Below are 26198 nucleotides of genomic sequence, written 5' to 3' on the forward strand. Positions count from 1 at the left end.
CTCAAGTCGCCATTGAATTACCTTGATTTTAAAGGAATATTGATAATTTGTCTTACTTTGACTAGCGTTGTTTAATCCATAGACACCAAGTTCCTTGATATTAGTAACCCAGTTACGAATGGTGTCTGTTCCTTTAATACCAAACTTTTTCCGTATTTTATAAGGCGGAATACCTTGTAGGTACATCGTGACTGCTTCAATTTGTACTTCTTTTGAAAACATAGTAAAACCCCGTAAGTTTTGGAAATTACTCCAACTTACGGGGTTCAGTTCATCTCAACCTTTTTGTGTTAATAATTAAAACAATCACTTTTCATAAACAGAAGCATTGGGATGGTCATTCTGGTACAATTCTTCAGCTTTTTTAGTGGCAATTGCAATAATACGTTGTTCATTATAATTTTCTTCTCTTTGGAGCGCATTCATAATTTCAATGGCTTTATTGCGCACAGTCGGCTTAAGATTTTTTAATGAGTCCGGGTAATCTTCTTTTGTCCATGGCATGTTAAACATCTCCTTTGACATAATTACTGACTTGTAAAAAAACAATCAGACGGCCATCGCCTAACTATTTATAGCTATATTCTAACGTACAACCGTGTTTGGGTGAATTAATTTGGACTTTTGTATCACTTGTCAAACTAAGTTAGACTATACTTATGATAAAAGAAATAAGGGGGAAAATATTATGAAAGCTATTCAATTAGATAATTATGGTTCAGTTACTGATTTAAACGAAATTGATACTGAGACACCAACTTTACTAAAAAAGCAGGTGTTAGTTAAAAATCATGCCGTTGCTATTGATCCTTATGATGTGAAATTTGTGGCCGGAAAGATGGGTACTTCAGAAGAATTACCATTAATTCCCGGTTCAAGTGTTGTGGGTGAAGTTGTTGCTATCGGTTCAGACGTCACCGACTTTAAAGTTGATGATCGTATCGCTGCCACTCGCCACCAAAAAACCTATGCTGAATTAGTACCGGTTGGCCAATCTGCCGCAACAAAAGTGCCCGATGACATCGATGATGTTCATGCCGTGGCAGCTGTTATTGGTGCTGCAACTGGTTATCAAATGATCCATCGTGATTTAAACGTCCAACCTGGACAAAAAGTTCTTGTTCAAGGTGGTGCCGGTGCTGTTGGTTCAGTTGCTGTACAAGCCGCATTGAATATTGGTGCGCAAGTATATACAACCGCTAAGCCAGCTGATTTTGACTACCTAAAGTCATTCAGAGATGTCACACCAGTCGACTATCATACTGCCTATGAAAACGAATTATCTGATTTCGATGCTGTCTTAGATACCATTGGCGGCTCAGTTTCGGTCCAATCTGCAAAAATTCTAAAAACTGGTGGTATCCTACGTAGCATTGCTGGTCTCGATGAAAAAGCTCTGTCAGCATTTGATATTGACGCTGCTAACGCATTCCAAGATGGAAAACGTCCTAATCTTGAAGCATTATTTGCTGATATGGCAGCTGGTAAAATCACGTTCCGGATTGGTCAAGTGCTCCCATTTACATTAGCTAACCTGCGTGATATTCATGAACAAGCTCGTCAGCATTCCTTACAAGGGAAAGCTGTTTTAACATTCGATACGTTTTAAAAGGACCCGCTTTCTGATACAATAATGCCATTAAACGAGGGAGCGTAATGGGAAATGTTATTTACTGAGCGTGATTATTATGAAGATGTTATTAAAATGTTGCAGGACCGTGGTGTCCAATTACCTGACATCGCTGAATTAGTTGTCAGTGGGCAAAAAGATCATATTCCAGATTTATCATTGGACACGGCCGTTGATTCTGTGCAACACGTGTTACACAAAACTGAAGTACAAGATGCCGTAATGACTGGCTTAGCCCTAGATGAGGTAGCAGAGGCTAAGCAACTACCAGAACCATTACAAGAACGTATTGGTGGTGACCATGCAACTTATGGTATCGATGAACAACTAGTCATGTCTATCTTGGGCGTCTACGGCACGATCTCATGGACCAATTTCGGTTACCTAGACCGCGTCAAGCCTGGTATCGTTGGTAAATTAAACGACGAACAACATAACGGTGGTCGTGTAAATACCTTCATCGATGATATCGTCGCTGCAATCGCAGCCGCCGCCGAAGCTAGAATCGCACATGGTTAAAGAGAGCTGATTAATTTTCGTTTTGAAGGTCAATATAACGTTAACAGTGTCTGCTTCGCCGTAGCGACTGCGTAGGCATGCAGGTGCTGTTGGCGTTATATTGACCGGATTGAAAATTTATCGCGTTTATATACGAGAGCTGATAAGCGGCCGTTTTGGAGTCCAAAATAAGTGATAAATTTGGCACGCTACCGTAGCGACTGCGTAGGTGTGTGACATATTTATTGCTTATTTTTGACGGACTGGCAGCCTATCGCGTTTAACGAAAGCGTGAATCCAAGCGCTTAGCATTCCGGTATAAGGCCTGTTTTGTGCCCTGGCGCTGCAAGCGGCTGGGTCAAAACTAAATAAACCAAATAAAAAACCACTTGCTATCGCAAAGCTTTGCGTAACAAGTGGTTTTTTAGTGTTATTTATTAAAAATTATTCTTCTGAACCAAGACCGTACTTAGCAACCAATGCTGCCAAAGCACCACCAACTAAAGGTCCGATGAAGTAAGCAGCAACGTGAGTCAATGAAGTTGCTGAACCAAACATTGCAAAGAACACAGCAGGTCCAAATGAACGTGCAGGGTTCAATGAAGATCCGGTTACTGAAATACCAACAATAATCAATACTGCCAATGTCAAACCAATGATCATTGGTGCAGCAACTGAAGAAGCTTCAGCCTTCTTTGAAGTAACCATCAAAATAACTAGTACAAAGAAGAATGTCAAAATCAACTCGATAACAGTTGCACCGAAGAATGAAACTGGTGTTGTGTAATCAGTTTGACCAAAACCAACTTGCTTGATCATTGTCGCACTGGCACCAACACCCTTCATGATTGCCCAAACAACGGCTGAACCAGCTAGTCCACCAATCAATTGTGCAATAACATAACCAGTAAAGTCTTTCCATGAGATACGACCATTCATGGCTGCTCCCAATGAAACGGCTGGGTTAAAGTGACCACCTGAGATTGGGCCAAAAGCGTAGGCACCAGCAGCCAAGGCAATACCAAAGGCCAAGGCAACAGGAAGTGGGCCGGTTTGTACACCAACCAAAACAACTGCACCAGTACCAACGGCAACTAATAACATCGTTCCAAAGAACTCTGCTAAGTATTTACGTGTATTACTTTCCATAAACAATAATTGCTCCTTAAATAAATTTGACTTGTTTTCTATAACAAAATAAATAACTAACTCTAACTATATAACACTATTGTACTTAAATTCAGCTTTATTAATAAATTTTTAACTTTAACGGCCAATAATAGCCAATGCATCTTTGTCTAAAGTAAACCATGTATTCGTTGCATTAGTTTCAAATTGCTTGATAAAATCAGGACCATCCGCTTTTGGTTTTGCTGAACCAACTAACTCATTATCAATCCCAAGGACTTGCAAATCATGAAAGGCTTCATCCCAACGGACAGTGTAATAATTACCGTCCATTTTCTCATCCACAATTGATTGAAAGCCTGTTTTCAATGCTTCTTTAATAACATCTTCTTCCGAGACTGTGAAGCCACGACCTGCCATCAGGTCCACACGATCACGCACATCTTGCATATCTTCCGGAATCTTTTGCGTGTTCATTTTTATCCTCCTTACTAATTTCGTCTATTTAATGTAAAAAAACATTGTACTAGAAACATTTTAACAGTCAGTTGCGATATAATAAACACTGAACGTCATAATTGATTATTAAGATAGAAAAAATTAAAGGAGGTTGCTTTTCATGATTGAATCAGTAACTGCACAAGAAATGCAAAGGTTTAGTCACTACACCACTGATGAAATTGGTGTCCATCCCCTAGTCTTAATGGAACGAGCAGCCATCTCCGTGATGGAAGTACTCGGTGCAGGTACTTTTGACTTATCCAATGTTCTCGTTATTGCTGGCTTAGGTAACAATGGTGGTGATGGTATTGCCATTACTCGCATGCTAGCACAAAAAGGTGTTAATGTTGACTTATTGCTATTAGGTGATGCCCATCGCGCCACTCCTAATACAGCAAAACAACTAGACATCGCCCGCAAGTACGGTGTTACCCCCCATAACCGTGTACGCGACTTCCGCCATTACACGGTTATTGTGGATGCCCTATTTGGTGCCGGACTATCAAAGCCAGTCCCCGTTAAACTAGGTGAAATCATTAAACGCGTTAATGCCGCTAATATTCCGGTTGTGTCAGTTGACATTCCATCCGGTCTAAATGCAACAACAGGTACTATTTTAGGCTCTGCCATCCGCGCATCTGCTACGGTTACTTTTGCATATCCTAAACAAGGATTACTACAAAACGAAGGCCTAAAACGTGCCGGCAATATCTATGTTAAAGATATTGGCGTTTATTCCCCAGAAGAACTATCAAATTTTAAGAAAGAGAGCAGCAACCAATGAAGATTGTATTAGTTGGTGCCGGACCACGCAACTTAACCCTATTAGAACGTCTGATGGCTTATGCCAAGGAAACAACAAAGCCTGTCGATATTACTTTGTACGACAGTTTCCCAATCGGTGGCCGTGTTTGGAATCCGGATCAAAGTCCACTTTTCCTAATGAACACAGTTACTCGTCAATTGACCTTATTCCCCGATCCTTCTATACCGAACCATGCAGCAACTGCTACCTATGGTCCTAACTTTTATGAATGGGCAATTACATATGGTAAAGAATATGTACAACGTCGTCATTTTGTTAACGGTGAACACTTTCTTGATGAAATTGCACGAATAAATCCTAATCGCTTTACTTCTCGTGCCCTATTTGGTGTTTATAGTCAATGGTTTTACGAACGTCTAGGTACTCAGATTCCTGGTAATGTCATGCTGTCTTATGAACGTAAACAAGTCTTAGATGTTACCCCTCAAGACGATCAATATGAAATTGTCTTAGATGATGGGACCAACTTCATGGCTGATAAAGTTGTCATGTCAACGGGGATGGTTGATAACCAGTTATCAGAAGAGCAACAAACATTTACTGATGCTGCTAATGCCCATGAAAACATGCTATATATCGGACCAACTCATCCTGCAGAAGCGAATTTAGATGATGTGCCAGCCCGCCAAAAGGTTGTGCTTCGTGGTCTAGGATTAAGTTTTTTTGATTACCTAGCCAAATTGACAATTGGTCGTGGTGGTCGTTTTGCACGTGACAACAATGGTGTGCTTTATTATCTACCCTCAGGTAAAGAACCTCATATCATTGCGGGTTCTCGTCGTGGTTTGCCTTTGCATGCGCGTGGTATTAACCAAAAGACAACTGAAAGTTACCAACCACTGTTCTTTACGAACAAGAAACTTGATCAGCTAGCTGCCGAAAACGATGGTCAACTATCATATGATGACTTTTTCAAATTGTTGAAAAAAGAATTAGAATATAAGCACTATCGTAATACAATCAATGATTTTGGAATCACTTGGCCATTTAATGCCGATCACTTTATGACGGCACTCGCTGAAAGCGATGATTTGAATAAGACTGCCCGTCAATATGTTGTCGCCGAAGAATATATCATGGACTGGCAACGTATCTTAAACCCAGTTGCTGATATTCCTGAAGAGGTCGAATATAGTGACTTCATGATGAACTACTTAACTTGGGATATCAACGATGCATACAAAGGAAACAACGATGCCCCTTATGCGGGTGCTTTTGATATGTTACGTGACATTCGCTCAGTCATTCGCCACTACTTGGATGCTGGCTATCTAAATGCTGATGAATACGAAAAGTTTTTGCGCCACTTTAATCCATTGAACACTTTGATTTCTGTTGGCCCACCTATTTTACGTATTGAGCAGATGCGTGCCCTGATTGAAACCGGCTTATTAACAATTGCTAGCCCTGGTCTCAGCGCAACCGTCCAAGACAATCACTTTGTGGCTCGCGATAACCGTAACAACGAGTGGACTGTTGATAACCTAGTTGAAGCACACCTATCAGCACCTTCGTTGTCACATACCATCAACCCATTGATGAGCAATTTACGTGAAAAAGGAATTCTAAGTGAAGCAACTTACACGAAATCTGATGGCACTACTTACTCTGCTGGTGGTACACGCATGAATAAACAGACAATGACGGCAATTGACCAACAAGATCAAGAAGTCCCTGGCTTATTCATTTGGGGTGTCCCAACAGAAGGTTGGTCATGGTTTACAACGTTCTCACCACGTCCAGGAATTACTGATAAAAACCTGAGCGATGCTGAAAATATTGCCCAAACAATTTTTGAATAACGTAAAAAAATAGGTTGAGACATAATTTATGTCTCAACCTATTTTTACTTAGATTTTATTGTACGACCCCTTGATCTTGGTGCTTTAAATTATATACAAATGCCAAAATCATGCAAATAACCGCAACAATAAAAATATTACGTAATCCAGTGTGATAAATATTATTCATCACTGGCACAATCTTATTTGGTAATTCATCAACCGTATGCGGATTGATCATTTTATTAAACATCCCCACTGTTAAGTGTTTGTCTGGATGTTGTGCAATACCATTTTGCAAAGACTGATTCATAACAATTCCAAAAATTGAAATGGAAATACTTTGTGCTAGACTACGAATCAATGTATTAAACGAAGTAGCCATTCCAATGTGTTCAAGCGATACAACGCTTTGTGAAATAATCGTTGAACCAGTCACAGTGATTCCAAAACCAGTTCCCAAAAATACACCGATAAGTAAGAATATAACAAATGGCGTATTGGTTGGTAAGAACGCTAGGATCGTTCCGCTAACCACCAAAAGTCCCATACTGATCATCAAAATCTTTTGTGGTTTTAATCGTGATAACATCTTACCCGCAATAAATGAACCAACAATCCAAAAAATAGAACTAGGCGTTGTTGCAAAGCCAGCAAAAGTTGCTGGTAATCCTAAAATTCCTTGCGTCCATGATGGCACGTATACTTCATATGCAATTAAGAAGATTGCCATCATCCCCACTGCAAAATTCTGAATAACAAACGTTCTATTTTTAAATAAATCCAACAAAATAATCGGATCTGCTGCACGTTTTTCTCGTTTAATAAACAACAACAAACCAACAACTGCAACGATTGCAACAACCGCAATCATCAGCCAGTTAATGTGTGCCTTATTAAGTAATTCAACGCCATACAAGATTCCTGAAATCGTCATTGATAGCCAAACGATACCCCAAATATCCAAATGACCTTCAGTAGCACGTTTGTCTTCTTTCAAAAACATTAAAGTTAAAATCATTGATAATAAGCCAAACGGCAAATTAATAAAAAACACCCAACGCCAAGTAAAATTATCAACAATCAAGCCACCCAGTAATGGGGCAACCACAGAAGCAATTCCCCACGCTGAATTATTGATACCCATAATTTGCGCACGTTTTTCGGGCGGATAAATATCAGCAATAATTGTATTAGAAATTGGCAAGATAGCTCCTGCACCAATTCCTTGAATGGCACGCCAAATAATTAATTGTGGCATACTAGCTGAAAATCCACTTAATACTGAACCCGTCAAAAATATAATTAACCCAGCAATAAATACTGGCTTACGACCAATATTATCAGCTAATTTCCCATAGATTGGTGTAGTCAACGTACTCGTCAATAAGAAAATCGAGAACACCCAATTCATGATTGAAATACCCTCTAGGTCACCGACAATGGTAGGCATTGCTGTTGACACAATTGTCCCTTCGACCGCACTTAAAAAAGTTGCGATGAATAAGGCCAATGTCACCATACCTTTATTCGTTTTTTCCTTTTCCAAAACTACTACTCCTATTTCCTATAAATTCCATGAACAATCAATCATAGCACATGGTAGACAATGACTACAAGCAGCATCCAATTAACTTAAAGCTTGCAGAATGCTAAAATTAGGTTTATCCTAACATTAAGTTAAAGCTAACCAGGAGGATATCTTATGCTTGATGTTTACAAAGACGAACCCAGACGAGCTATTTTTGTGATTGATTCCAAAAGTTTCTATGCCAGTGTCGAATGCGTTGACCGCGGTAAAAATCCATTGCAGACAATGCTCGTTGTGATGAGTCAGCAAGAAAATACAAATGGCGGTCTGGTGCTTGCTGCCTCACCAATGGCTAAAAAAATACTGGGTATCAGTAACGTTATGCGACAACGAGACGTGCCTTATCATCCTGATTTATTAATTGCTGAACCCCGAATGAATTATTATATCGAAAAAAACCAACAAATTAATGATATCTATCGTGAATTTGTGGCTGACGAAGATTTGCACATTTACTCAATTGACGAATCTATTCTGGATATCACTGATAGTTATCAATATATAATTTCAAAATTTGGTAATGGTCGTGATTTAACACACCAGCAAATCGCCCGTATCATTCAAAAAGAAATCAAGAAAAGAACTGGTATTTATACCTCCGTTGGCATTGGTGATAATCCAGCAATGGCTAAAATGGCGCTTGATATAACTGCTAAACATGCTCCTAGTCTAATTGGTGAATGGCATTATGAAACAATTCCAAAATTTCTATGGCCAATTGAGACCCTATCTGATGTTTGGCACATTGGCACACGTACAGCTAAGAAACTCAATCGTTTGGGCATCTTTTCAATGAAAGACTTAGCTTTGCATAATCCATACCACTTGATTGAAAAGTTTGGGGTTATCGGTGGTGAACTCTATGCACTTGCTTGGGGTATTGACCGCAGCTTTGTTAGACAAAAATATCATGCAAAAAGTCGTGCACTAAGCAACAGCCAAGTCCTACCACGAGATTATGATAACCCCACTGAAATTGGCGTAATCATTAGGGAAATTGGCGAACAAATTGCTAGTCGACTACGGGCCAAGCATTTAGTCACCAATCAAGTCTCACTTGGATTAGGGGTAGGCTATCATAACCCGACTGGTAGCCAAGGTTTTCATGTTCAAATGTCGATCCCACCAACAAACTCGAATGCCCAAATTACACAAGTACTTCACCAACTATTCACCACTCACTATCATGGTGAAGTCATTCGACATATCGCTGTTAGTGCTGGTAATTTAAAGCCTGCGGGTGAAGAACAACTGGACCTTTTTGTGCCACCAGCTACTATGCAACAAAATCATCAGTTAGATGAAACAATCGATATGATCCGCCAAAAATTTGGTATTGATGCCATTTTTAAAAGTTCTAGTTTGACTGGGGGCACAATGCTTGACCGCGTTGGCCTGGTCGGCGGACATAATGGTGGTAATGCTTATGGCTATTGATAATGAAGAAATCGATAACGTCACCCTCAAACAAGCTAGTCAGTTTTTTAAGTATGACTATCATGACCGCGGTATGGTCAAGTGGCAAGGCTACTATTTATCTGACCACACTGAGCACGTGAATAAAATTGCCCATGAAGTAAAGGATGCCAATCAACGTGTCCGCAAACCCGAAATGGCTCCCGAATTAATTGGTAAAATTTTATTTGAAGCATATGCCCAACAAGTCACGGTAACCATTCAATTAAATACGCAATCAGAAAAAGGGATTATTCCACCTATGATAACTGGCGTAGTCAAAGGCTATACTGATGAAGCCATCGTTATCGGTACACAATTTGTTCCGCAGACTAATTTATGGTGGGTCAGTAAAATGCCACCCACCACTCAGTAATTTCAAGTAAAAGAGGTTGAGACAAAATATGTCTCAACCTCTTCTTATTTAAAATTATTTAACTATAATTCAGAAAGTTTAACGCCATTACTGATTCATTCTCGAGTGACGTACACCGTATGTTAAGTACAAAATAAGACCAAGAACAAACCAAACACCTGCGGCAATCAATGTTTCAGCATGTAATTGTGTAATCAAGAATCCTGTCAAAATTGCTGAAATAATTGGCATTACCGGATAACCTGGCATTTTGTAACCATCATGGTTAACGTCTTTACGACGACGTAATGGCAAAATACCTAATGACACAACTACGAACGCCAACAAAGTACCAACATTAACCAAATCAACTAAGGCATCCAATGGTACTAACCCACTAAATAGGGCAATAACAACTGTTGCAACAGTCAACGCACGATTAGGATTTCCTTGTTTATTTAATTTACCAACACCACCTGGCAACAGGCCATCTCGACCAACTGCATAAATCAAACGTGATGCCGCATACGTCATTGTGTACATCATTGTTGCCATTCCAATTAATGCCCCAATTGTAATAATCAACGATGCCCAATTTTGACCAACTTGTTGCAAGGCAAAAGCTGCTGGATCCGCAACATTCAACTTAGAATAATGTACCATACCAGTTAGCACAAATCCCATTAAGCCATACAAGATAGCCGCAATAATTAGCGTACCAATAATTCCAATTGGCATGTTACGCTTAGGATTTTTCACTTCGGCTGCTGATGATGACAATGCATCGAAACCAAGAAAGGCGAAGAAGACCATCGATGTTCCAGTAATAACTCCTCGCCATCCAAACGCACCATTAACACGTTCGGGAATTAAAGGACTGTAATTACTGCTCTTAATAAAGAAGAAGCCAATTACAATAAAAGCCAAAATAATAATTATTTTGAACAAAACCATCGCATTTTCAACACGTTTTGACTGACGTAAGCCACCGCGTAATAGCAGACCAATTAACAACACAATGACAACAGCAACGATATCAATATACGTCCCATTTGCTGGATTATAGGCCCCTGATAAGGCCGTTGGGATTTTGACCAAAGGAGATATCAGATTGGCAAAATAAGCCGACCAACCCGTCGAAACGGCCGAAACACTTAACATGTATTCCAGAATTAGTGCCCAACCCAATACCCAACCAATCACTTCACCAAAAATAACATTACCATATGAATAAGCTGATCCTGCTACTGGCATAGCAGTTGACATTTCGGAATAAGCCATCGCTACTAAGCTCGATACTAAGGCCGCCAAAATAAAACTAAAAATAATCGCTGGCCCAGTTGTCGTTGCTGCCACAGTTCCAGTTAAAACGAAAATTCCTGAACCAATCACCGCACCAATTCCTAAAGCAACTAAATCTTTTGCATTTAGTGACTTTTCAAAATGGCCATCACTACTCATATAGGTGTCTAATGACTCCTTTTTAAATATTCTCTGCCACATTCCCATATATATAACTTCCTTTCACGGAATATCATGCTACAACCCATTTGTCATTTGAAAAATACCAAGACAATAAAAAACACGTATTGGATAACATCATTGTATCCAATACGTGTATGCAGATAATGCATTACAAGTTGCTCACTTGCTTTCACACATTTGGATACTTTACCGTCATCCAAATGTTCAGCGCAAACAACCTTACGCAGAATTCGGATGACTACCCGAAATACGTAAAGTAACTAAACGCTGATGTTACTGACAAATAAGTTTGCATATCTACATTTCCTTTTCTTTTAGCTTACCTATAGATATTAAGCCCATTTACGTACAAAGTCAATTGTTTTATGAAAAAAATCTCATAAATGTATTAATCTACTAATAATTGGTAACCTAGTCGATCACCAAATTCAAATGGTACCATGCCTCTATATGTAAAATCAGTTTTCGTAATAACATTCTGCATAATGATATTTTCTGGGAATGTATCAATGCGAATATCACGATAACCACGCGCACGTGCTAAATTAACTAAATCACGTGTTAATGTTTTACCAACACCCTTACCACGAATATGCGAATTAATCGTTACTCGATGAATAGCAACATATTCTGGTTCTTCACCAACCCATTCACCTTGTAAAATTTCATATTCTTCTTCTGGTCCTGGCACTAATGAGCCATAACCGGCTACTTGACCATCGTAGATCAGAACGATTCCCCAGCCGTTGGCAATATCCTTTTCAAATAAAGCCCTGTCTGGTGCACCTTCGCCCTGCCATTGCGATGCGCCTTGTTCGCCCAAGTATGCAACGCCATCTTGAAACGCAGCCCAAATTGCTGGAAAGTCTTCTGGCTGGGCTGGTCTTGTGTACATCAACATAATCGTATCCTCCGCGTCTACATTATTAAATTGTCTAATCGTAGAACGTTTCTTATTTAATATCTACTAATTATTAAATAGCAGAACATTATATTAACAAATTAAAAACAAAAACCCAACCTTTTTTATTAAAATAATTGATTTATTTTTTGACTGTTCAGCACTACTTTAGAACCCTCGTTGCAGTCATCAAACCAATCAAAAATCTTAAATATTGGCTAAATACGTAGATAATCATCAGCGTTGCTGCAAGCCATTCAATTTTTGCTACAACCATTACACCACTAGCTAGATTTAAGCGATTTGATAAGACCGTTATCGCTGTCGATGCAATGACCAACGGGAAAGTAAAGGCTGCAAAGCTTGGATAAAATCGTAACAATGAATGTTTAGCAGAAATATAAATTTTTATCATTAAAAATAACGTCGCAAAATAAAGACCTTGCGCAAAAATAGCCATGCCAATAGCAAAGGCATGATTAAATTGGCCAAAGATATTTAAATAACCAGTTAAACACAATGACGCCGGCGCCGCCATAATCGTCAACAATGGCAACGCTCCTTCACCTATTTCTCGTAAACGTATCAATCGGAAAATAACAATTGGGAAAACAATGACGTACAACACCATTGCTAACCAGAAGAATAGCTGGCCAATAGTTGTACTAAACATGGGTGCACTAACTGGAATAACGCCAATACCAACGAACATGACAAACCAACTTGGATAAACTGCTTGTAACCGTGGCTTGGTCTTAATTAAGTTAAACCAACAAAAGGCTACCATGATACCGAGATGAACAATAATTGCAGCTACCCATAAAAAATTAGCAAAACGTGTCATCCCCCAGCGATACCAATACATGGCCATCAGCATCAACGCCATTGTAAACGTTGGTAGCGTCCCCGAAGTTACAGGATTCAGCATTTCACTGTGGACACTACCATATGCAAAGAACAGTTTCGCAAATACAAACAATATTAAGATCATTCCCACTATGCCAATGATATTGCCGGTCATGAAAAAGCCATTCATAATAAATAGATTCCCTAATGATTCGATACCTAAAGTCAAACCACATAACGCCATAGGAATTTTTTTCAACACTTGTGCCACGAAATTCTCCTTCAACTCATTTCACTTGTCTGGTAATTTCAATGAAACTAACGCCATGCCTTTTTCATAGCTACAAAAATAGCCAGTGTCTCTTTTGCATCAGGTAATGCCCGGTGCTTTTGTTGCCCCAAATCAATCCCATACATTTCTGCTAAATCCATTAATGAAATATCTTGCGGATTGCCTGCAATAGCGCCATGAATTTGCTGCGTATCATATAATTTACCGCGAGTGTCCCATTTACCAAGATTATGATGTTGCAATCCTTCTTTGATTAGCTGGACATCACCATCAATAATGGCATGTCCGACAATTGCGTAATCACCAACAAATCGCATAAAACGGCTCAATGCGCGCTCTTCAGAAATACCATGGCTAATCATGTCCAACGTAATCCAGCCATCTTTGCCACCCATTGATTTAGTAATATATTTAAACGATTTCATGGCGCTACCAACGGGTGGATTATTAACAATAACTGAAAATTTCTCAATATTTTGGGTACCTGTTACTTTAATCGCACCAATCTCAATAATTTGATTACTACCATTCATTTCCAAATCAAATACCACATAATTATTTAAATTCGTAAATAGCATTTATTAACTCTCACCTCCCCAAAAATATTTATCCATCAAGCATTTTAATTTTAACAATAATTATAAAGAAAGGCCTGAAAATTCCTCATCAACTGGCGAAATTCCAGACCTTATTCTTTTAGATTCCGTTTAATTAAGCACCCATCAGCATATAAATCAGTGCTAGGGCAATAACTACTTGGAAAATAATCGTGACAAATCCATATCCTAGGAACTTAGCTCCTGATGACTTGATTGTTGTCCACTTCAAATTTAATCCAATACCCGCTAAGTTAACAACACCAAAAAAACTCGTAATATTTTGTGCTGTATGAGTCACAAGATGAGGTAGTGAAATAAATGAATTGATCAACATCAGAATAATAAATGTTGTGACAAACCAAGGAATACCTATCTTTGACTTAGTAGCTGTACCAGTATCAGTTGATATTTTTGCGGCATGACGTGCCATAAAAATAACGACTACTGATAGCATAATGACACGTAGCATTTTGAAAATTGGTGCATAAGTAACCACACTGCCACCAACAAGTGAAGCAGTTCCAGATACTTGACCAACTGACTGCACAGTTCCACCAATCAAGGCACTAACCATCATATTATCCGGTAACACAGCCGGTCCTAAAATTGGTAAGACAAATAGTAATACCACACCAGCCAGTGAGACTGTTGCTACGGACGTCCGTCGTTGATCATCACTTGCGCCAACAACAGGTGCCACTGATGCAATTGCACTCGAACCACAGACAGCATTACCTGCTCCCATCATCATCGCTGATGCTGGTGCAACCTTAAAAATACGCCCACCAAGCCACATCACAAAGAAAATGGTCAATGACATTTGTAGCAAAATAAATAACACACCTTGCCATCCAAGTGAAGCCATATTTGTTAAAGTAACATTTAAACCTAGGCAGGCAATCCCAATTTCAATCGGGTATTTTTCAGCCCATTTAACACCTGCTGCCCAACGTTGGTTAATAAAAACTGTATTTCCTAAGACAATTCCCGCCAACATAGCCAATGCCTCGGCACCTAATGTTGGTAAGAAAGGTGACAGTAGTTTAGCAACGAAAGCTAGCAAAAACGTTAAGATAATGCCCGCTACCATATTCTTTCTAATTACCATGTGAACTCCTAAAAATTTTATAGCAAATCGGCATTATTATACACCTTATTGTCCATCAGACTGTCAAAAGTCTCATAATTTGCCCTAAATATGACCATTATTTACTTTTAAGAAGTTAATATCTTGAAAATTGTGCAAAATATCGCTAATATAAATAGGGTTTTAAAAATTTTCGTATCAAAAATACATATTTCTTTGAGAAAGGAACTTGAAATGGTCCAAGTGAAATCGCCTTATTGGCAAAAAGTTGTGGACGATGCTCAAAAACATCCTGCCGTTCCAGGATTAGAGACAATCCCCTTCTTCACCATGGCTCCTATGGAAGCCGTAACAGATTCTGTTTTCCGTCGTGTCGTTGCTAAAGCTGGTGGCCCCGACGTTTACTTTACAGAATTCACAAATGCTCGCAGTATTACTCATCCAAAAGCTAAGTTTACCGTACAAGGTCGTTTGCACGTTGAAGAATCAGAACAAATGCCCGTCGCTCAATTATGGGGTGATCGTGGTATTGATTTTGAGACTGCCTGTTTTGACTTAAAAGAACGTGGCTATGAAGCCGTTGATATTAATATGGGATGCCCAGCTGCTACTGTCGTTAAGAATAATAGTGGTTCTGATTTAATTCGCCATTTTGATAAAGCTGAAGAAATTATTGCTAGTGCTAAAAAAGCCGGCTTAGCTGTCTCTGTTAAAACGCGCCTTGGTTTCAATCAAATCGACACTTTTGAAGAGTGGATTCCATTTCTTCTAAAGCAAGATATCCCACTACTTACTGTTCATATGCGTACACGTAAGGAAATGTCAAAAGTGCCCGCCCACTTTGAGTACATTGACCGTTTAGTGCAATTACGTGATGAAATCGCCCCAAACACCTTGCTTCAAATCAATGGTGATATTAAAGATCGTGCTGACGGTCTTGAATTAGTTCGTCAACATCCTGGTGTTAATGGTATTATGATTGGCCGCGGGATTTTTGAGAATCCTTTTGCCTTTGAAATCACACCACGAGAGCACACTCTAGATGAGACACTCACATTATTGCGTATGCAATTAGACTTATACGACCAATTCACCGCTGAATTTGGTCCCATGCATTTCCAAAAGTTAAAGCGTTTCTTTAAAATCTACGTTCGCCATTTTTCATATGCATCTGATTTACGAGTTGCCTTAATGGATACAAACAACACAACACAAGTCCGTGAATTGCTTGATCAATTTGATGAACAATGGGCCGCTCAAAAAGCAGCCGACACTATTGCGATTACAACAAAATAATAATAAAAAAGGAGCATGTTCATCTGAACATGCTCCTTTACTGTAATCAGTTTAATTTACTTAGTTGGTTCAAAAATTAAATGTTCGTTAACGAATGCATTCAATCCTAATTCACTTAGCTCACGACCGTATCCCGAGTTCTTAACACCACCAAATGGTAATTCAGGTAATGATGTCCATCCTGAGTTAATGAATGACATCCCTGTCTCAATTTGTTCGGCGACACGTTGTGCATGGTCAATATCACTTGAGAAAACAGTGTTCCCAAGACCATAACTTGAATCATTAGCCAATGCAATGGCCTCTTCTTCTGAATTAACCTTGTAAACTTCAGCAACCGGACCAAACAATTCTTGATTGTAGATTGGATTGTCCTTAGTAATATATGTCAAAATAGTTGGCTGGAAGAAGAATCCATCCCCTTCAACCGGCTCTTGACTATAAACTAACGTCGCTCCACCAGCAACAGCACTATCAACTTGCTTCTGTAGTTTCTCTTGCGCACTCTTAGATGATAATGGTGCCACATCAGTTTCAGGATCCATTGGATCTCCTACCTTAGCCTTTGAGAAACCATCCTTTAGAATATCGATAAACTCATCAAACTTATCAGCCAAAACAATGAACCGCTTTGATGACGTGCAAACTTGTCCTGCATTGTACAAACGTGCACCTGGCGCAACAGTCTTAACTTCATCCCAATCCGCATCATCTAAAATAATGAATGCATCATTACCACCAAGTTCAAGGGTTGACTTCTTTAATGCCTCACCGGCTTCTTTGGCAACGGCTGCACCACCACGTTCAGAACCCGTCAAGCAAACACCAGCGACACGTGGATCATGAATAGCCTTCGCTACTAAGTCATAATCGATAAACAAATTAGTCAAAGCACCCTCTGGGGCACCGGCCTCAATGACTAAGTCAGCAAATAGTTGGGCTGACTTGGCACAAATTGATGCATGCTTCAAAATCATTGGATTACCAACAATAAAGTTTGGCGCAAAGACACGCACAACTTGATATAATGGGAAATTCCATGGTTCAACCGCCACGATGACACCCGTTGATTGCTTAACATAGTGCGCATTTCCTGCTGGTGATTCTACTGGCGTGTCGGCCATGAATTCCTCACCTTTTTCGGCGTAATAAGAAACAATACTTGCACACAAGTCGACTTCACCTTCGGCTTCAGTTAATAACTTCCCCATGTCATAAGTCATTGCCTTAGCTAGTTCTTCTTTATGCGCCACAATTGCATCAGCAATTTTCTGTAATGTTGCCGCACGATCACTAACAGATGTACCACGCCATGTTTTATATAAAGCGTGACCAGTTGCTAGTGCTTGCTCTAAATCTGATTCTGTTGCATTATCATATTCCTGTAAGACTTCCCCAGTATATGGATAGGTTGTTTTATATGCCATAATATCCCCCTTTGTATAAACGACAATCAGTAGCAATCCATGCTACGCCATCATTATAACGCTAATCGACTAAAAAAGCGCTTAAAAAAATTTCACAAAGAAGGTGTTTTTATGTTTAAAAAATCACAACCAAGCCTTTAACGGCGCTTTTTTCGGCGACGCTTGCCACTTGTGATTTTTCGCAAATTCCCATCTGGTCGCCGCTGGGCTGCAGGACGTTTAGCAGCCGTTGGCACAGGGTCTTCCGGATTCAAACTAGTAGCAAAAAGGCCTTCTAACCAGGCAATCAAAATCTGTCCAATCACCATAATTGTTCCAATTAAATTCAAATAGACAATTAGCACAAGCAATGATCCTAATGATTGATAAAAACCAACATTTTTTACAGTAAATTGCGCATACCACCCAAATGAATAGTTCAAAATGATCATCAAAACAACTTCAATACCCGATCCAATGATCAGCGGCTTTAGTGCAATCCTTTTAGCTGGTAACGCTGCATTGAATACACACATCATCACCCAAACACCCGCTAAAGTAATCAGCCAACGTTGTTTCGTGATAAATTCTAGCCACCCGATTCCTGGAATAGCGGCAATAATCGCTGGCAAAAATGCACTAACAACGATTACGACAACCGCTGATACCAAAATAACCAGTAACCATAAAAAACTAAACACACGCGTCAGTAAACCACTGACCCGTTCTGGTACATCATACACAGCATTAAATGATTTACGAATAATTGCTAGCACTGAACTCGCTGCCCAAATCGTTGTCACAATTGAAAATGACAAGATTCCGACGCCACCTTTTAGGACCGATTTAATAATCGGCTCTAAAATCGACATAATATTACTTGGAAGCTGTTCCGAAAGTAATGTTATTAATTCGTTCGCACTCAGCCCCGCCAAACTGGCAACCGCACCAACACTCATCAAAATAGGAACCATCGACAATAAGGCATAATATGTAATAGTCGGGCCCACCATTTTGAGATTTCCGCGTTTCAAAAACGTTTGGAATTGTTCAATCTGAAATTTCTTTGTTAGGCGGTGAACATCAACAAGAATTTGTCGCATGCTTACTCCCTCCTTCACTAAATATACACCCAGTATCTCAATGTTTGATGTAGATAGCAAATACTAAGTTATGATATTTACATACCATTTCTAATAAAATAAAAACTGACGACAAATCTATATAACGATTTATCATCAGTTTAAAATTTAAATTAATTATTCATTAGTGGAATTGCATACCACCATCAACTTCAATAGTTTGACCCGTAATGTAGTTTGAATCTGGTCCAGCAAGGAAGGCCACTGCAGCAGCAACATCTTCTGGTTCTGACAAACGCTTTAATGCAATGTCCTTCGCAAAGGTTTGCATACCCCATTCGTCATCCTTACCTGCATTCTTACCAACTTCATGGGCAATATCAAACATCATTGGCGTCTTAACAATACCAGGTGCATAAGCATTAACTGTAATGTTCTCCTCAGCCAAATCACGTGCGGCAACTTGCGTTAGACCACGTACCGCAAACTTAGTGCTACTGTACAAAGCAAGATTTGGATTACCAACAACACCAGCTTGTGAAGTTGCGTTGATGATCTTTCCGCCGTTGCCCTGCTTCTTAAATTGTTCAACTGCTGCTTGGATACCCCAGATATCTCCAGCAACATTAATATGATAAACCTTATCAAACAATTCAGGAGTAATTGTATCAATTGGTGTCGTAGGACCAAGGCCAGCATTATTTACTAGCACGTCAAAGCTACCTAATTTGTCAGCAACTTCTTGAACCGCTGCAAAGAAACCATCACGGTCAGAAACATCTACCTTGACTGCCATTGCAGATCCACCGTTCTTTTCGATATCATCTGCAACTTCTTTACTCTTTGCCTCGTTCAAATCAGCAACTGCGACTGCAAATCCATCTGCGCTAAGACGACGAACACTTGCTTCACCAATACCTTGTGCACCACCAGTAACCATTGCGACTTTCTTTGTCATTACGAATTCCTCCAGTAGTATTATTTGAAACAACTATAGTTTAGCATAAATCCTTTAGTTTGTTAATAGTTTCACAATTAACCTCACTGGAATAAAAAAACGTTTAATTAGTGGTAGTTAAAACTAATTAAACGGTTCTTTTTTAGATAATAATGGGATATTCAACTTGGTTCACGCATATTATAATTCAATATGCATAATTCATTAACTAGCTTTAAACATATAAACTTCTGTTAACTGCCGGTTATAAAAAGTTTAATGCTACCACTTATTAAAAAATCAGTGCATACCATATATTCCAAATGTTAGTTAACGTCATTTTTTATTTGATAATATGTTTGAATTTCTAAATAAATAACAATTCCAAATGCAAGATACTTCTGAAATGTTTCACCTAAATTGAATTGATTACTCGTTACTAACTCAACGACTTCATTCCCTGTAATCAATAATAATAGATGTACAGGAGTTAATCGCCGGTATTTCTTCGAAGACCACATCAAAAACTTAATATATCAACATGCCATCAATATATTAGTACTCACCTCCTTTCCAAACCATCGTATCTATTTTTTTATAATCCGTGATAATAAAAATTTATCGTTGATTTTTTACTATTAACCGTTAATTTAACCTATGGATTCGTTGCCAGGCTTTCTTAAAATTTTGCTTTTTGCGCACAGATAATGGACACCATATTTTATTATCAACATCAAAATAAACACGATTAAGCCTAATATCAAAATAACTAACAGACATCAAATTAATAACAAATCCTTTATGAGAACGAAATAAATTTTTGTGTCGTTTCTCGATACTTGAAAGTGAATCATTAATTTCAATAATTTTATTTTTAGCATAAAGCACGACACGATTAACGTGATTGGGTTTAGAGGCAACGTAAAGGACTTCTGAAATTGGAATATCATAATAGCGTGTATGTAATTTATAAACGAATTTCTCCGGATTGTTTTTCATATGACTAACCACTAAACCCAAGGCAATATTAATATCTTCCCGAATTGCGTCTTCTATATCATCAACATTTTTATTTTTAGAAATGCAATCCAGGGGCGTTAACCGATGTTCTAATATCAGCGTTGATAATTTATCATGTCCGTTAATAAAAACAAGACTAGCCAGTGGTAACCAATGTCTAATATACTTCCCTAATTCAATAATATTAAGATCACTAGCTAGTGATTCTGCATTTAAAAAGAACAAAATATTTTGATGATTACTCATTTTCACAAATTTTTGAACACTTCGAACATCACTTGTTACAAGCTTAATGCTAGTATCTAATTCTTCAAATTCTGTATACCGCTTAATAAAATTAGATATCCAAGTTAGGTGATGTCGACTATCTTCTAATATTATTATTTCTAACACTATTCATCCTCCACCACTAATTTTTAACCCTTTTATTTCTAATTAGTATCAAGACTATTTCCATTTATAAAAGACACAAATTAGGAAAAATTGTCCATTATTTTAATTTTTGATTTCCTAACCCTTATCTAATAAATATTGTTTGTGCTATAAAGGTTAACCCCATTTCAAATTAAAGAACCTCCTTCCCACATATATACATCCTAAAGCTCTTTTATTACCCCTATTAAAAATAATTTTAACCGTCCACTTTTTATTATTTAACGTTAAAAAAGCAGATGACTCTTTAAAAGAATCATCTGCTTTCCTATAAAATGTTCCATGTGAAACATTATTTATTTTCTTCAGGTTTGTTATCTTTAACATAGTTCCAAAAACTACCAACTGCCGATATTAGATCAAATCCTGGTAAGATAATAATATAGACCCACACCGAAAATGAATCCGTGGGTTTAAAAATTAAATACCACAATATATCAATCATTAGCTGTACAAACAGTTGCCGTGGTGTTGCTCGAAAAAATGTTTTTCCAAAAGCACCTATCATTATATAACCTCAATTTACAGCCATTTCTTTAAAAAATTAGCCTTTATTTCTGTGTTTTCGGGTGTCATATAAGCATCCGGACCATGACCTGTACCATCCACGATATGGACTTCTGCTCGGTCATCACTAACCACTTCACGAGCAGCTGCTATCATATTCACCGTCTGTTGGTATGGTACAACAAAGTCAGCGGTTCCTGCAAATGCCAATATCGGTGGCATTACAGTGCTGAAATACGTTGCTGGGTTGTATTCCTTCACTTTATCTGGCACATCTTTGGGAGCTTGTTGCTTAAACATCTGCCCTTCAAAGGATTCTGATGTCCCAGTCTCTGGATACTTAGGTATAACGCCACTTTCCTCAAATTGCTCTGAAAACTTATCAAATTCGTATGGGCCATACAAAGAGATAATTGCATTTACCTTTTCAGATTCACTAGCAGCTTCCCCAAAATCATGATTGAACATGGCGTTGGCTGATGCTGTAACACCTGTCAATAATGCTAAATGAGCCCCTGAAGACTCTCCCATTAAGGCAACATGATCCATGTCTAGTTGATACTCGTCAGCGTGCGCACGCAAAAAACGAATAGCAGCTTTGATTTCATAAATCTGCGTTGGAAAATCTGCATCTTGAATCAAAGTATATGACACACTAGCAACGGCGTATCCTCTATCCAAAAGCCTTAGTGCTGGTTCAAGTTTGTGTGAACTCTTATCACCAAAAACTAATCCACCACCAAAGACATCCACAATTACCGGAAAAGGCCCTTGACCTTCATTTGGTAAATAAATATCTAAATCACGACGGGCACCCGCCATGTAAGACACATCTTGCCATTGTTTTTCAATATAATCTGTTTTTGCGACCGTCCGTTGATAATCACGATCAATAAATCTCTCTGCCATATTAACCCCCTAAAATCTCTCTTAAATAAAAAAGGATAATTGCCTACACAACTATCCTTTCATCATACACTATTTTTTACTCTTTATTCTCAAACTTATAATAATCATTATCACGAACCAGACAATTGCCAAGACGGTTGTTGGCATGGTATCCGGTGTAAACAACAAAATCAAGAAAATACCAATCAAAAATGCGATAGTTAGATAATTCGTAACTGGTGCACCAGGCATTTTAAACAGTTGTTTACCATTTTTGAAGTCCGTTGATTTACGATACTTCAAATGAGCATATACTAAGACAGCATACATAACAACAAAGGCTGCAGATGCAACTGACGTTACTAAATCAAAGGCATTAGCTGGGAAGAAGAAATTCAACACAACTGCTAATGCAATAAGCGCTGTTGAAATGTTAATTGCATTAAATGGAATATAACGCCTGTTTAACTGACCTGCGTATCCCTTACCTTCTGATAACGAAAACAACATACGACCAGTTGTAAAGATAGCACTGTTTAATGACGATGCTGCTGCAGTCAAAACAACAAAGTTAATAATCTCTGCTGCTCCTGTCACACCAATACCTGCAAACACTTGCACGAATGGTGACTCACCAGCACTATAATTCGTCCATGGTTGAATACACATAATAGCTATCAATGCACCGACATAGAAAATTAAAATTCGCATAATAATCGAATTAATAGCCTTCGGAATATTTTTATAAGGGTCTTGTGCTTCTGCAGCAGTCATACCAACAAATTCAATTCCTAAGAAAGCAAAAAATACCATTTGAAATGCCGATAGCAAGTGGCGACCACCGTGAGCAACAAAACCATGCTGCCATAAATTACTAATAGATGTGACACCTGACGAAGTCTTTGTATGTAAGACCATCATAATCACACCAGTAGCAATCATCGCCAATATGGCAATAATTTTAATCATTGAGAACCAAAACTCTGTTTCACCAAAGGCAGCAACAGCAATGATATTAATACCATATAAGACGGCTAGGAATCCTAATTCCCATATCCAGATGGGTACATTAGGAAACCAGAAGTTCATATAATTTCCAACAGCCGTTAATTCCGCCATGGCAATGATGATCCAGCCAATCCAGTAAGTCCAACCAATAACGAACCCTGCTTTGGGCCCAACATATTTTTCAATAAATCCGACAAAGGTTGCTCGGTTAGGGTCAGTTAGTAATAACTCCCCCAACGCGCGCATCATCCAAAACATAAAAAGCCCAACAATAATGTAGACCAGTAAGATGGCAGGTCCTGCCGCACTGATGGATCGACCTGCTCCCAGGAACAGTCCAGTACCAATCGTTCCTCCCAAGGCAATCATCTCAACATGACGGCCAGTCAACCCTCTTTCCAGTTTCTGAGGGGAACCTTTTTGTTGTGACATCTTCACACTTCCTTTTTTATTAAATACTTCATACTACTTTGCTGAATCTCTCACAGACATATTAACTAGTATATAAGAATTTTCAAATTTTTCAAAACTAGAATTAAATTTATCTTTCATTTTTTCTAAAAAAATAAGCCATCTTAAACACTTTAAGCGCCTAAATCAACCAAAAATAATGGAAAATTTAGGCGCCTAAACGTCTTTAATAATTGGGACCTGGAAAGTCTTCTGGTATTTGCATTTGTAATCTATTTAACAGACGACGTAAAATACCTTTCTCTAGCATCGCTGCCCACATACCTTCTAAGCGAACTTCGCCATGAATGACCACTGATGTCACCGCACGTAATTCACGAAAATCACGGCCCGTTCGTGCGATCATCTCAACATCTTCTTCTAATAACTGATCATGTTCTTTTTGATGTAATGTCCGATCAAAGTTTTGATCATAAAAATCAGACCATTCAAAAGCCTGCGCTAAAGCTATCATCCGACTATCGTAACTTGGGTGAGTTGTCATATGGTCACCTGCTACCCAAGTCACGGGTACTCCCTCAGCTTCAGCTAAATATTTATCCCATTTTTCAAAATCAAACGGATGTTGTCTTCTCACAATCAAAATCCTCCGAATCGTTTAATCACTAACTGTCATTGTATCACTTATTTTATGTTAGTAAATATTCAACTCCGGAAACAGCTGTCTAATATCAGTTGACTCTGTCACCACTTCTAGATGATCACCAAATTTTAGCGACACCTGCTGTGAATCAAAATCTAGCACACGTATACCGGCGACAATAGCATCATGAACAACCTGCGCCAGATTTCCCTCACCGAAGTAGTCTCTAAATAATTCTTCTTTATGTGCTTTAAAATAATCAGTCCGTTCATTACCAAGCGTTGTTGCCCATGTTTGCATATCAGTCACACTAGGTGCTGCTGATATCATCTTGGCAGCCGGTGTTTTAGTTGGTGTTAACACACGATCCGTAATCAATGACAGACCATCATTAAACCTCATACCAAAATGATCAGCTAATTGCGAAATATCTTGCATAATCGCTAATGCATCTTTTTTATTAGCCAAAGTTTCTGTCGGTTGTTGTAATGAAACATCATTTGCTAATTTTTCATTGCTTTGAAGGCTGTCTTCAGTTAATTCATCGTCACTGATCAAAAAATAAATTAATAATAAATGAATTAAATTTAAATCATTTTCAGAAATACCAGCAATATCAAATGAATTCGTATCCAAAATGCGAATTTCTAGGTAATCAATTTCGTCATCATCATCTGTTTTACGCTTAAATCGGACAGGCCCATATATTTCATGTTCCGAGAATAATTTACCTTGTGATATCAGCTGTTCGATTCGTCGCTGATGATCAACATAATTGCTATCATAAGCTACCTTTTCTCCTTGATCATTAACAAAACCATACTCACTGGTTCGTAATGAACGGACTGGCTTGGTGAATTGTGGCGTTCTTGAATCGGAATCATTTAAATTAAATGGCGCTGCACCAAATAAATAATCAAAGAACCAACTATGGGCAACAATTTGACGAGCAATGTGAAAATAAACGTCGTTTTTAAATTCTTTAAAATCAGTTCGGTCACTGGCTTCAAATAAGTGCTGCAATAAGGTGTCTGACAAAGAATAATTAAGGTGTACACCTGTCATAATTTCATGAGTAGAACCATATTTATGCAATAACCAATCACGATAATCCTGAACCCAAGTTCTCTCAAAGGTTTCATCCAACCATTGCAGATCGTCTTTCTTTAATTGAGGTGGCATACTCAATGGCCAGACTGACTCATCATCTGCCATATAACTACGTAAAATCCACTGTAATTGTAGTAAACGATCACGTGCTTCTTCAAATGAACCTACAGCCTCTGTCACCAACTCAGCTTGTGTCTCACTATAGTCGGTTTGTAGGTAGGGATGAATTTGTCTCGAACCTAATTTTGTTGAATGATTGATGCGACTTAGCCGACCCTTTCGTGTTACCCGATGAGTCTCAAGTTCAATACCAAATTTACCATCAATAAGTTCTGCATATAAATTATACTTATCGACTAGTTCTCCTAATTTTAAATTAGCTACCATAAGTGATGCCTCTCAATTATCTGTCCTCAAATAGGAAAAGCCCTGTTCATGGTAACCTACCATACACCAGGGCCATACCTTATTGTTTTCTAAAGA

Annotated in this window: 26 protein-coding genes; 7 read left to right on the forward strand and 19 right to left on the reverse strand. The window is 38.5% G+C overall.

Annotated elements, in window-relative coordinates; translation table 11 throughout:
- A partial coding sequence (locus FFM62_RS08670; protein WP_137604529.1) for a helix-turn-helix domain-containing protein occupies positions 1-222 on the reverse strand: 222 nt, incomplete at its 3' end.
- A gap of 84 nt (positions 223-306) precedes the next feature.
- The gene (locus FFM62_RS08675) at positions 307-504 is read right to left on the reverse strand and encodes a DUF2188 domain-containing protein (RefSeq protein ID WP_115471622.1); all 198 of its coding nucleotides are present in this window, start codon (positions 502-504) and stop codon (positions 307-309) included.
- A 184-nt stretch (positions 505-688) separates the two neighbouring features.
- Here FFM62_RS08675 and FFM62_RS08680 point away from each other — a divergent pair, with 184 nt between their 5' ends.
- Together FFM62_RS08680 and FFM62_RS08685 are read left to right on the forward strand one after the other, a co-directional pair.
- Positions 689-1609 carry an NADP-dependent oxidoreductase gene (locus FFM62_RS08680; protein ID WP_115471623.1) on the forward strand — a complete coding sequence of 307 codons (921 nt, stop codon included), beginning with the start codon at positions 689-691 and terminating at the stop codon, positions 1607-1609.
- A gap of 54 nt (positions 1610-1663) precedes the next feature.
- Positions 1664-2149: a phosphatidylglycerophosphatase A gene (locus FFM62_RS08685; protein WP_115471624.1), complete on the forward strand. Its 486-nt coding sequence runs from the start codon at positions 1664-1666 to the stop codon at positions 2147-2149.
- 423 nt (positions 2150-2572) lie between these two features.
- Here FFM62_RS08685 and FFM62_RS08690 read toward each other — a convergent pair whose 3' ends face one another.
- Entirely contained in the window at positions 2573-3277 is a 705-nt protein-coding gene (locus FFM62_RS08690) for an MIP/aquaporin family protein (RefSeq protein WP_115471625.1), read from the reverse strand.
- A gap of 117 nt (positions 3278-3394) precedes the next feature.
- Positions 3395-3733: a hypothetical protein gene (locus tag FFM62_RS08695; protein ID WP_115471626.1), complete on the reverse strand. Its 339-nt coding sequence runs from the start codon at positions 3731-3733 to the stop codon at positions 3395-3397.
- A 142-nt stretch (positions 3734-3875) separates the two neighbouring features.
- Here FFM62_RS08695 and FFM62_RS08700 point away from each other — a divergent pair, with 142 nt between their 5' ends.
- Positions 3876-4541: an NAD(P)H-hydrate epimerase gene (locus FFM62_RS08700; RefSeq protein ID WP_075270453.1), complete on the forward strand. Its 666-nt coding sequence runs from the start codon at positions 3876-3878 to the stop codon at positions 4539-4541.
- Positions 4538-6385 (forward strand): FAD/NAD(P)-binding protein, encoded by a 1848-nt coding sequence (locus FFM62_RS08705; protein ID WP_115471627.1) that lies wholly within the window; start codon positions 4538-4540, stop codon positions 6383-6385. The genes FFM62_RS08700 and FFM62_RS08705 overlap by 4 nt, the downstream gene beginning before the upstream one ends.
- A gap of 55 nt (positions 6386-6440) precedes the next feature.
- Here FFM62_RS08705 and FFM62_RS08710 read toward each other — a convergent pair whose 3' ends face one another.
- Positions 6441-7913 carry an MDR family MFS transporter gene (locus FFM62_RS08710; RefSeq protein ID WP_222610184.1) on the reverse strand — a complete coding sequence of 491 codons (1473 nt, stop codon included), beginning with the start codon at positions 7911-7913 and terminating at the stop codon, positions 6441-6443.
- Between the two features lie 156 nt (positions 7914-8069).
- Between FFM62_RS08710 and FFM62_RS08715 the strand changes: the two genes are divergently transcribed.
- Both FFM62_RS08715 and FFM62_RS08720 read left to right on the forward strand, forming a co-directional pair.
- On the forward strand, positions 8070-9392 hold the full coding sequence (locus tag FFM62_RS08715) for a Y-family DNA polymerase (protein ID WP_115471628.1): 1323 nt from the start codon (positions 8070-8072) through the stop codon (positions 9390-9392).
- Positions 9382-9786, forward strand: a complete 405-nt coding sequence (locus FFM62_RS08720) for a hypothetical protein (protein WP_115471629.1) — start codon at positions 9382-9384, stop codon at positions 9784-9786. The genes FFM62_RS08715 and FFM62_RS08720 overlap by 11 nt, the downstream gene beginning before the upstream one ends.
- A gap of 87 nt (positions 9787-9873) precedes the next feature.
- Here the strand turns inward: FFM62_RS08720 and FFM62_RS08725 are convergent, their stop codons facing one another.
- From FFM62_RS08725 to FFM62_RS08745, 5 genes are all read right to left on the reverse strand, one after another.
- Positions 9874-11274: an APC family permease gene (locus tag FFM62_RS08725; RefSeq protein ID WP_115471630.1), complete on the reverse strand. Its 1401-nt coding sequence runs from the start codon at positions 11272-11274 to the stop codon at positions 9874-9876.
- Between the two features lie 364 nt (positions 11275-11638).
- The gene (locus FFM62_RS08730) at positions 11639-12151 is read right to left on the reverse strand and encodes a GNAT family N-acetyltransferase (RefSeq protein ID WP_075270458.1); all 513 of its coding nucleotides are present in this window, start codon (positions 12149-12151) and stop codon (positions 11639-11641) included.
- Between the two features lie 163 nt (positions 12152-12314).
- On the reverse strand, positions 12315-13268 hold the full coding sequence (locus tag FFM62_RS08735; protein WP_115471631.1) for a TDT family transporter: 954 nt from the start codon (positions 13266-13268) through the stop codon (positions 12315-12317).
- A gap of 47 nt (positions 13269-13315) precedes the next feature.
- A complete protein-coding gene (locus tag FFM62_RS08740; protein WP_115471632.1) occupies positions 13316-13867 on the reverse strand; it encodes a 3'-5' exonuclease in 552 nt (183 codons plus the stop codon).
- Between the two features lie 133 nt (positions 13868-14000).
- Positions 14001-14996 carry a YeiH family protein gene (locus FFM62_RS08745; protein WP_115471633.1) on the reverse strand — a complete coding sequence of 332 codons (996 nt, stop codon included), beginning with the start codon at positions 14994-14996 and terminating at the stop codon, positions 14001-14003.
- A gap of 213 nt (positions 14997-15209) precedes the next feature.
- On the opposite strand from FFM62_RS08745, the gene FFM62_RS08750 reads away from it, so the two are divergent.
- Positions 15210-16271 (forward strand): tRNA dihydrouridine synthase, encoded by a 1062-nt coding sequence (locus FFM62_RS08750; RefSeq protein ID WP_115471634.1) that lies wholly within the window; start codon positions 15210-15212, stop codon positions 16269-16271.
- Between the two features lie 56 nt (positions 16272-16327).
- Here the strand turns inward: FFM62_RS08750 and FFM62_RS08755 are convergent, their stop codons facing one another.
- From FFM62_RS08755 to FFM62_RS08795, 9 genes are all read right to left on the reverse strand, one after another.
- On the reverse strand, positions 16328-17698 hold the full coding sequence (locus FFM62_RS08755) for an NAD-dependent succinate-semialdehyde dehydrogenase (protein ID WP_115471635.1): 1371 nt from the start codon (positions 17696-17698) through the stop codon (positions 16328-16330).
- 137 nt (positions 17699-17835) lie between these two features.
- Positions 17836-18780, reverse strand: a complete 945-nt coding sequence (locus FFM62_RS08760) for a YihY/virulence factor BrkB family protein (RefSeq protein WP_165845930.1) — start codon at positions 18778-18780, stop codon at positions 17836-17838.
- A 163-nt stretch (positions 18781-18943) separates the two neighbouring features.
- A complete protein-coding gene (locus tag FFM62_RS08765) occupies positions 18944-19717 on the reverse strand; it encodes a (S)-acetoin forming diacetyl reductase (RefSeq protein ID WP_115471637.1) in 774 nt (257 codons plus the stop codon).
- A gap of 624 nt (positions 19718-20341) precedes the next feature.
- Positions 20342-21109 carry a LytR/AlgR family response regulator transcription factor gene (locus FFM62_RS08770; RefSeq protein ID WP_115471638.1) on the reverse strand — a complete coding sequence of 256 codons (768 nt, stop codon included), beginning with the start codon at positions 21107-21109 and terminating at the stop codon, positions 20342-20344.
- Positions 21110-21440: 331 nt separating this feature from the next.
- Positions 21441-21656, reverse strand: a complete 216-nt coding sequence (locus tag FFM62_RS08775; RefSeq protein WP_075270467.1) for a hypothetical protein — start codon at positions 21654-21656, stop codon at positions 21441-21443.
- Positions 21657-21670: 14 nt separating this feature from the next.
- Complete coding sequence (locus FFM62_RS08780; RefSeq protein ID WP_115471639.1) at positions 21671-22564, reverse strand: alpha/beta hydrolase; 894 nt, start codon at positions 22562-22564, stop codon at positions 21671-21673.
- Between the two features lie 69 nt (positions 22565-22633).
- Complete coding sequence (locus FFM62_RS08785) at positions 22634-23983, reverse strand: amino acid permease (protein ID WP_115471640.1); 1350 nt, start codon at positions 23981-23983, stop codon at positions 22634-22636.
- A 205-nt stretch (positions 23984-24188) separates the two neighbouring features.
- Positions 24189-24599 carry a DUF6508 domain-containing protein gene (locus tag FFM62_RS08790; protein WP_115471641.1) on the reverse strand — a complete coding sequence of 137 codons (411 nt, stop codon included), beginning with the start codon at positions 24597-24599 and terminating at the stop codon, positions 24189-24191.
- Between the two features lie 57 nt (positions 24600-24656).
- On the reverse strand, positions 24657-26102 hold the full coding sequence (locus tag FFM62_RS08795; protein ID WP_115471642.1) for a glutamate--cysteine ligase: 1446 nt from the start codon (positions 26100-26102) through the stop codon (positions 24657-24659).
- Between the last annotated feature and the right edge of the window lie 96 nt (positions 26103-26198).

Source organism: Weissella thailandensis (genome assembly GCF_005405465.1).
Classification (GTDB): Bacteria; Bacillota; Bacilli; order Lactobacillales; family Lactobacillaceae; genus Weissella; species Weissella thailandensis.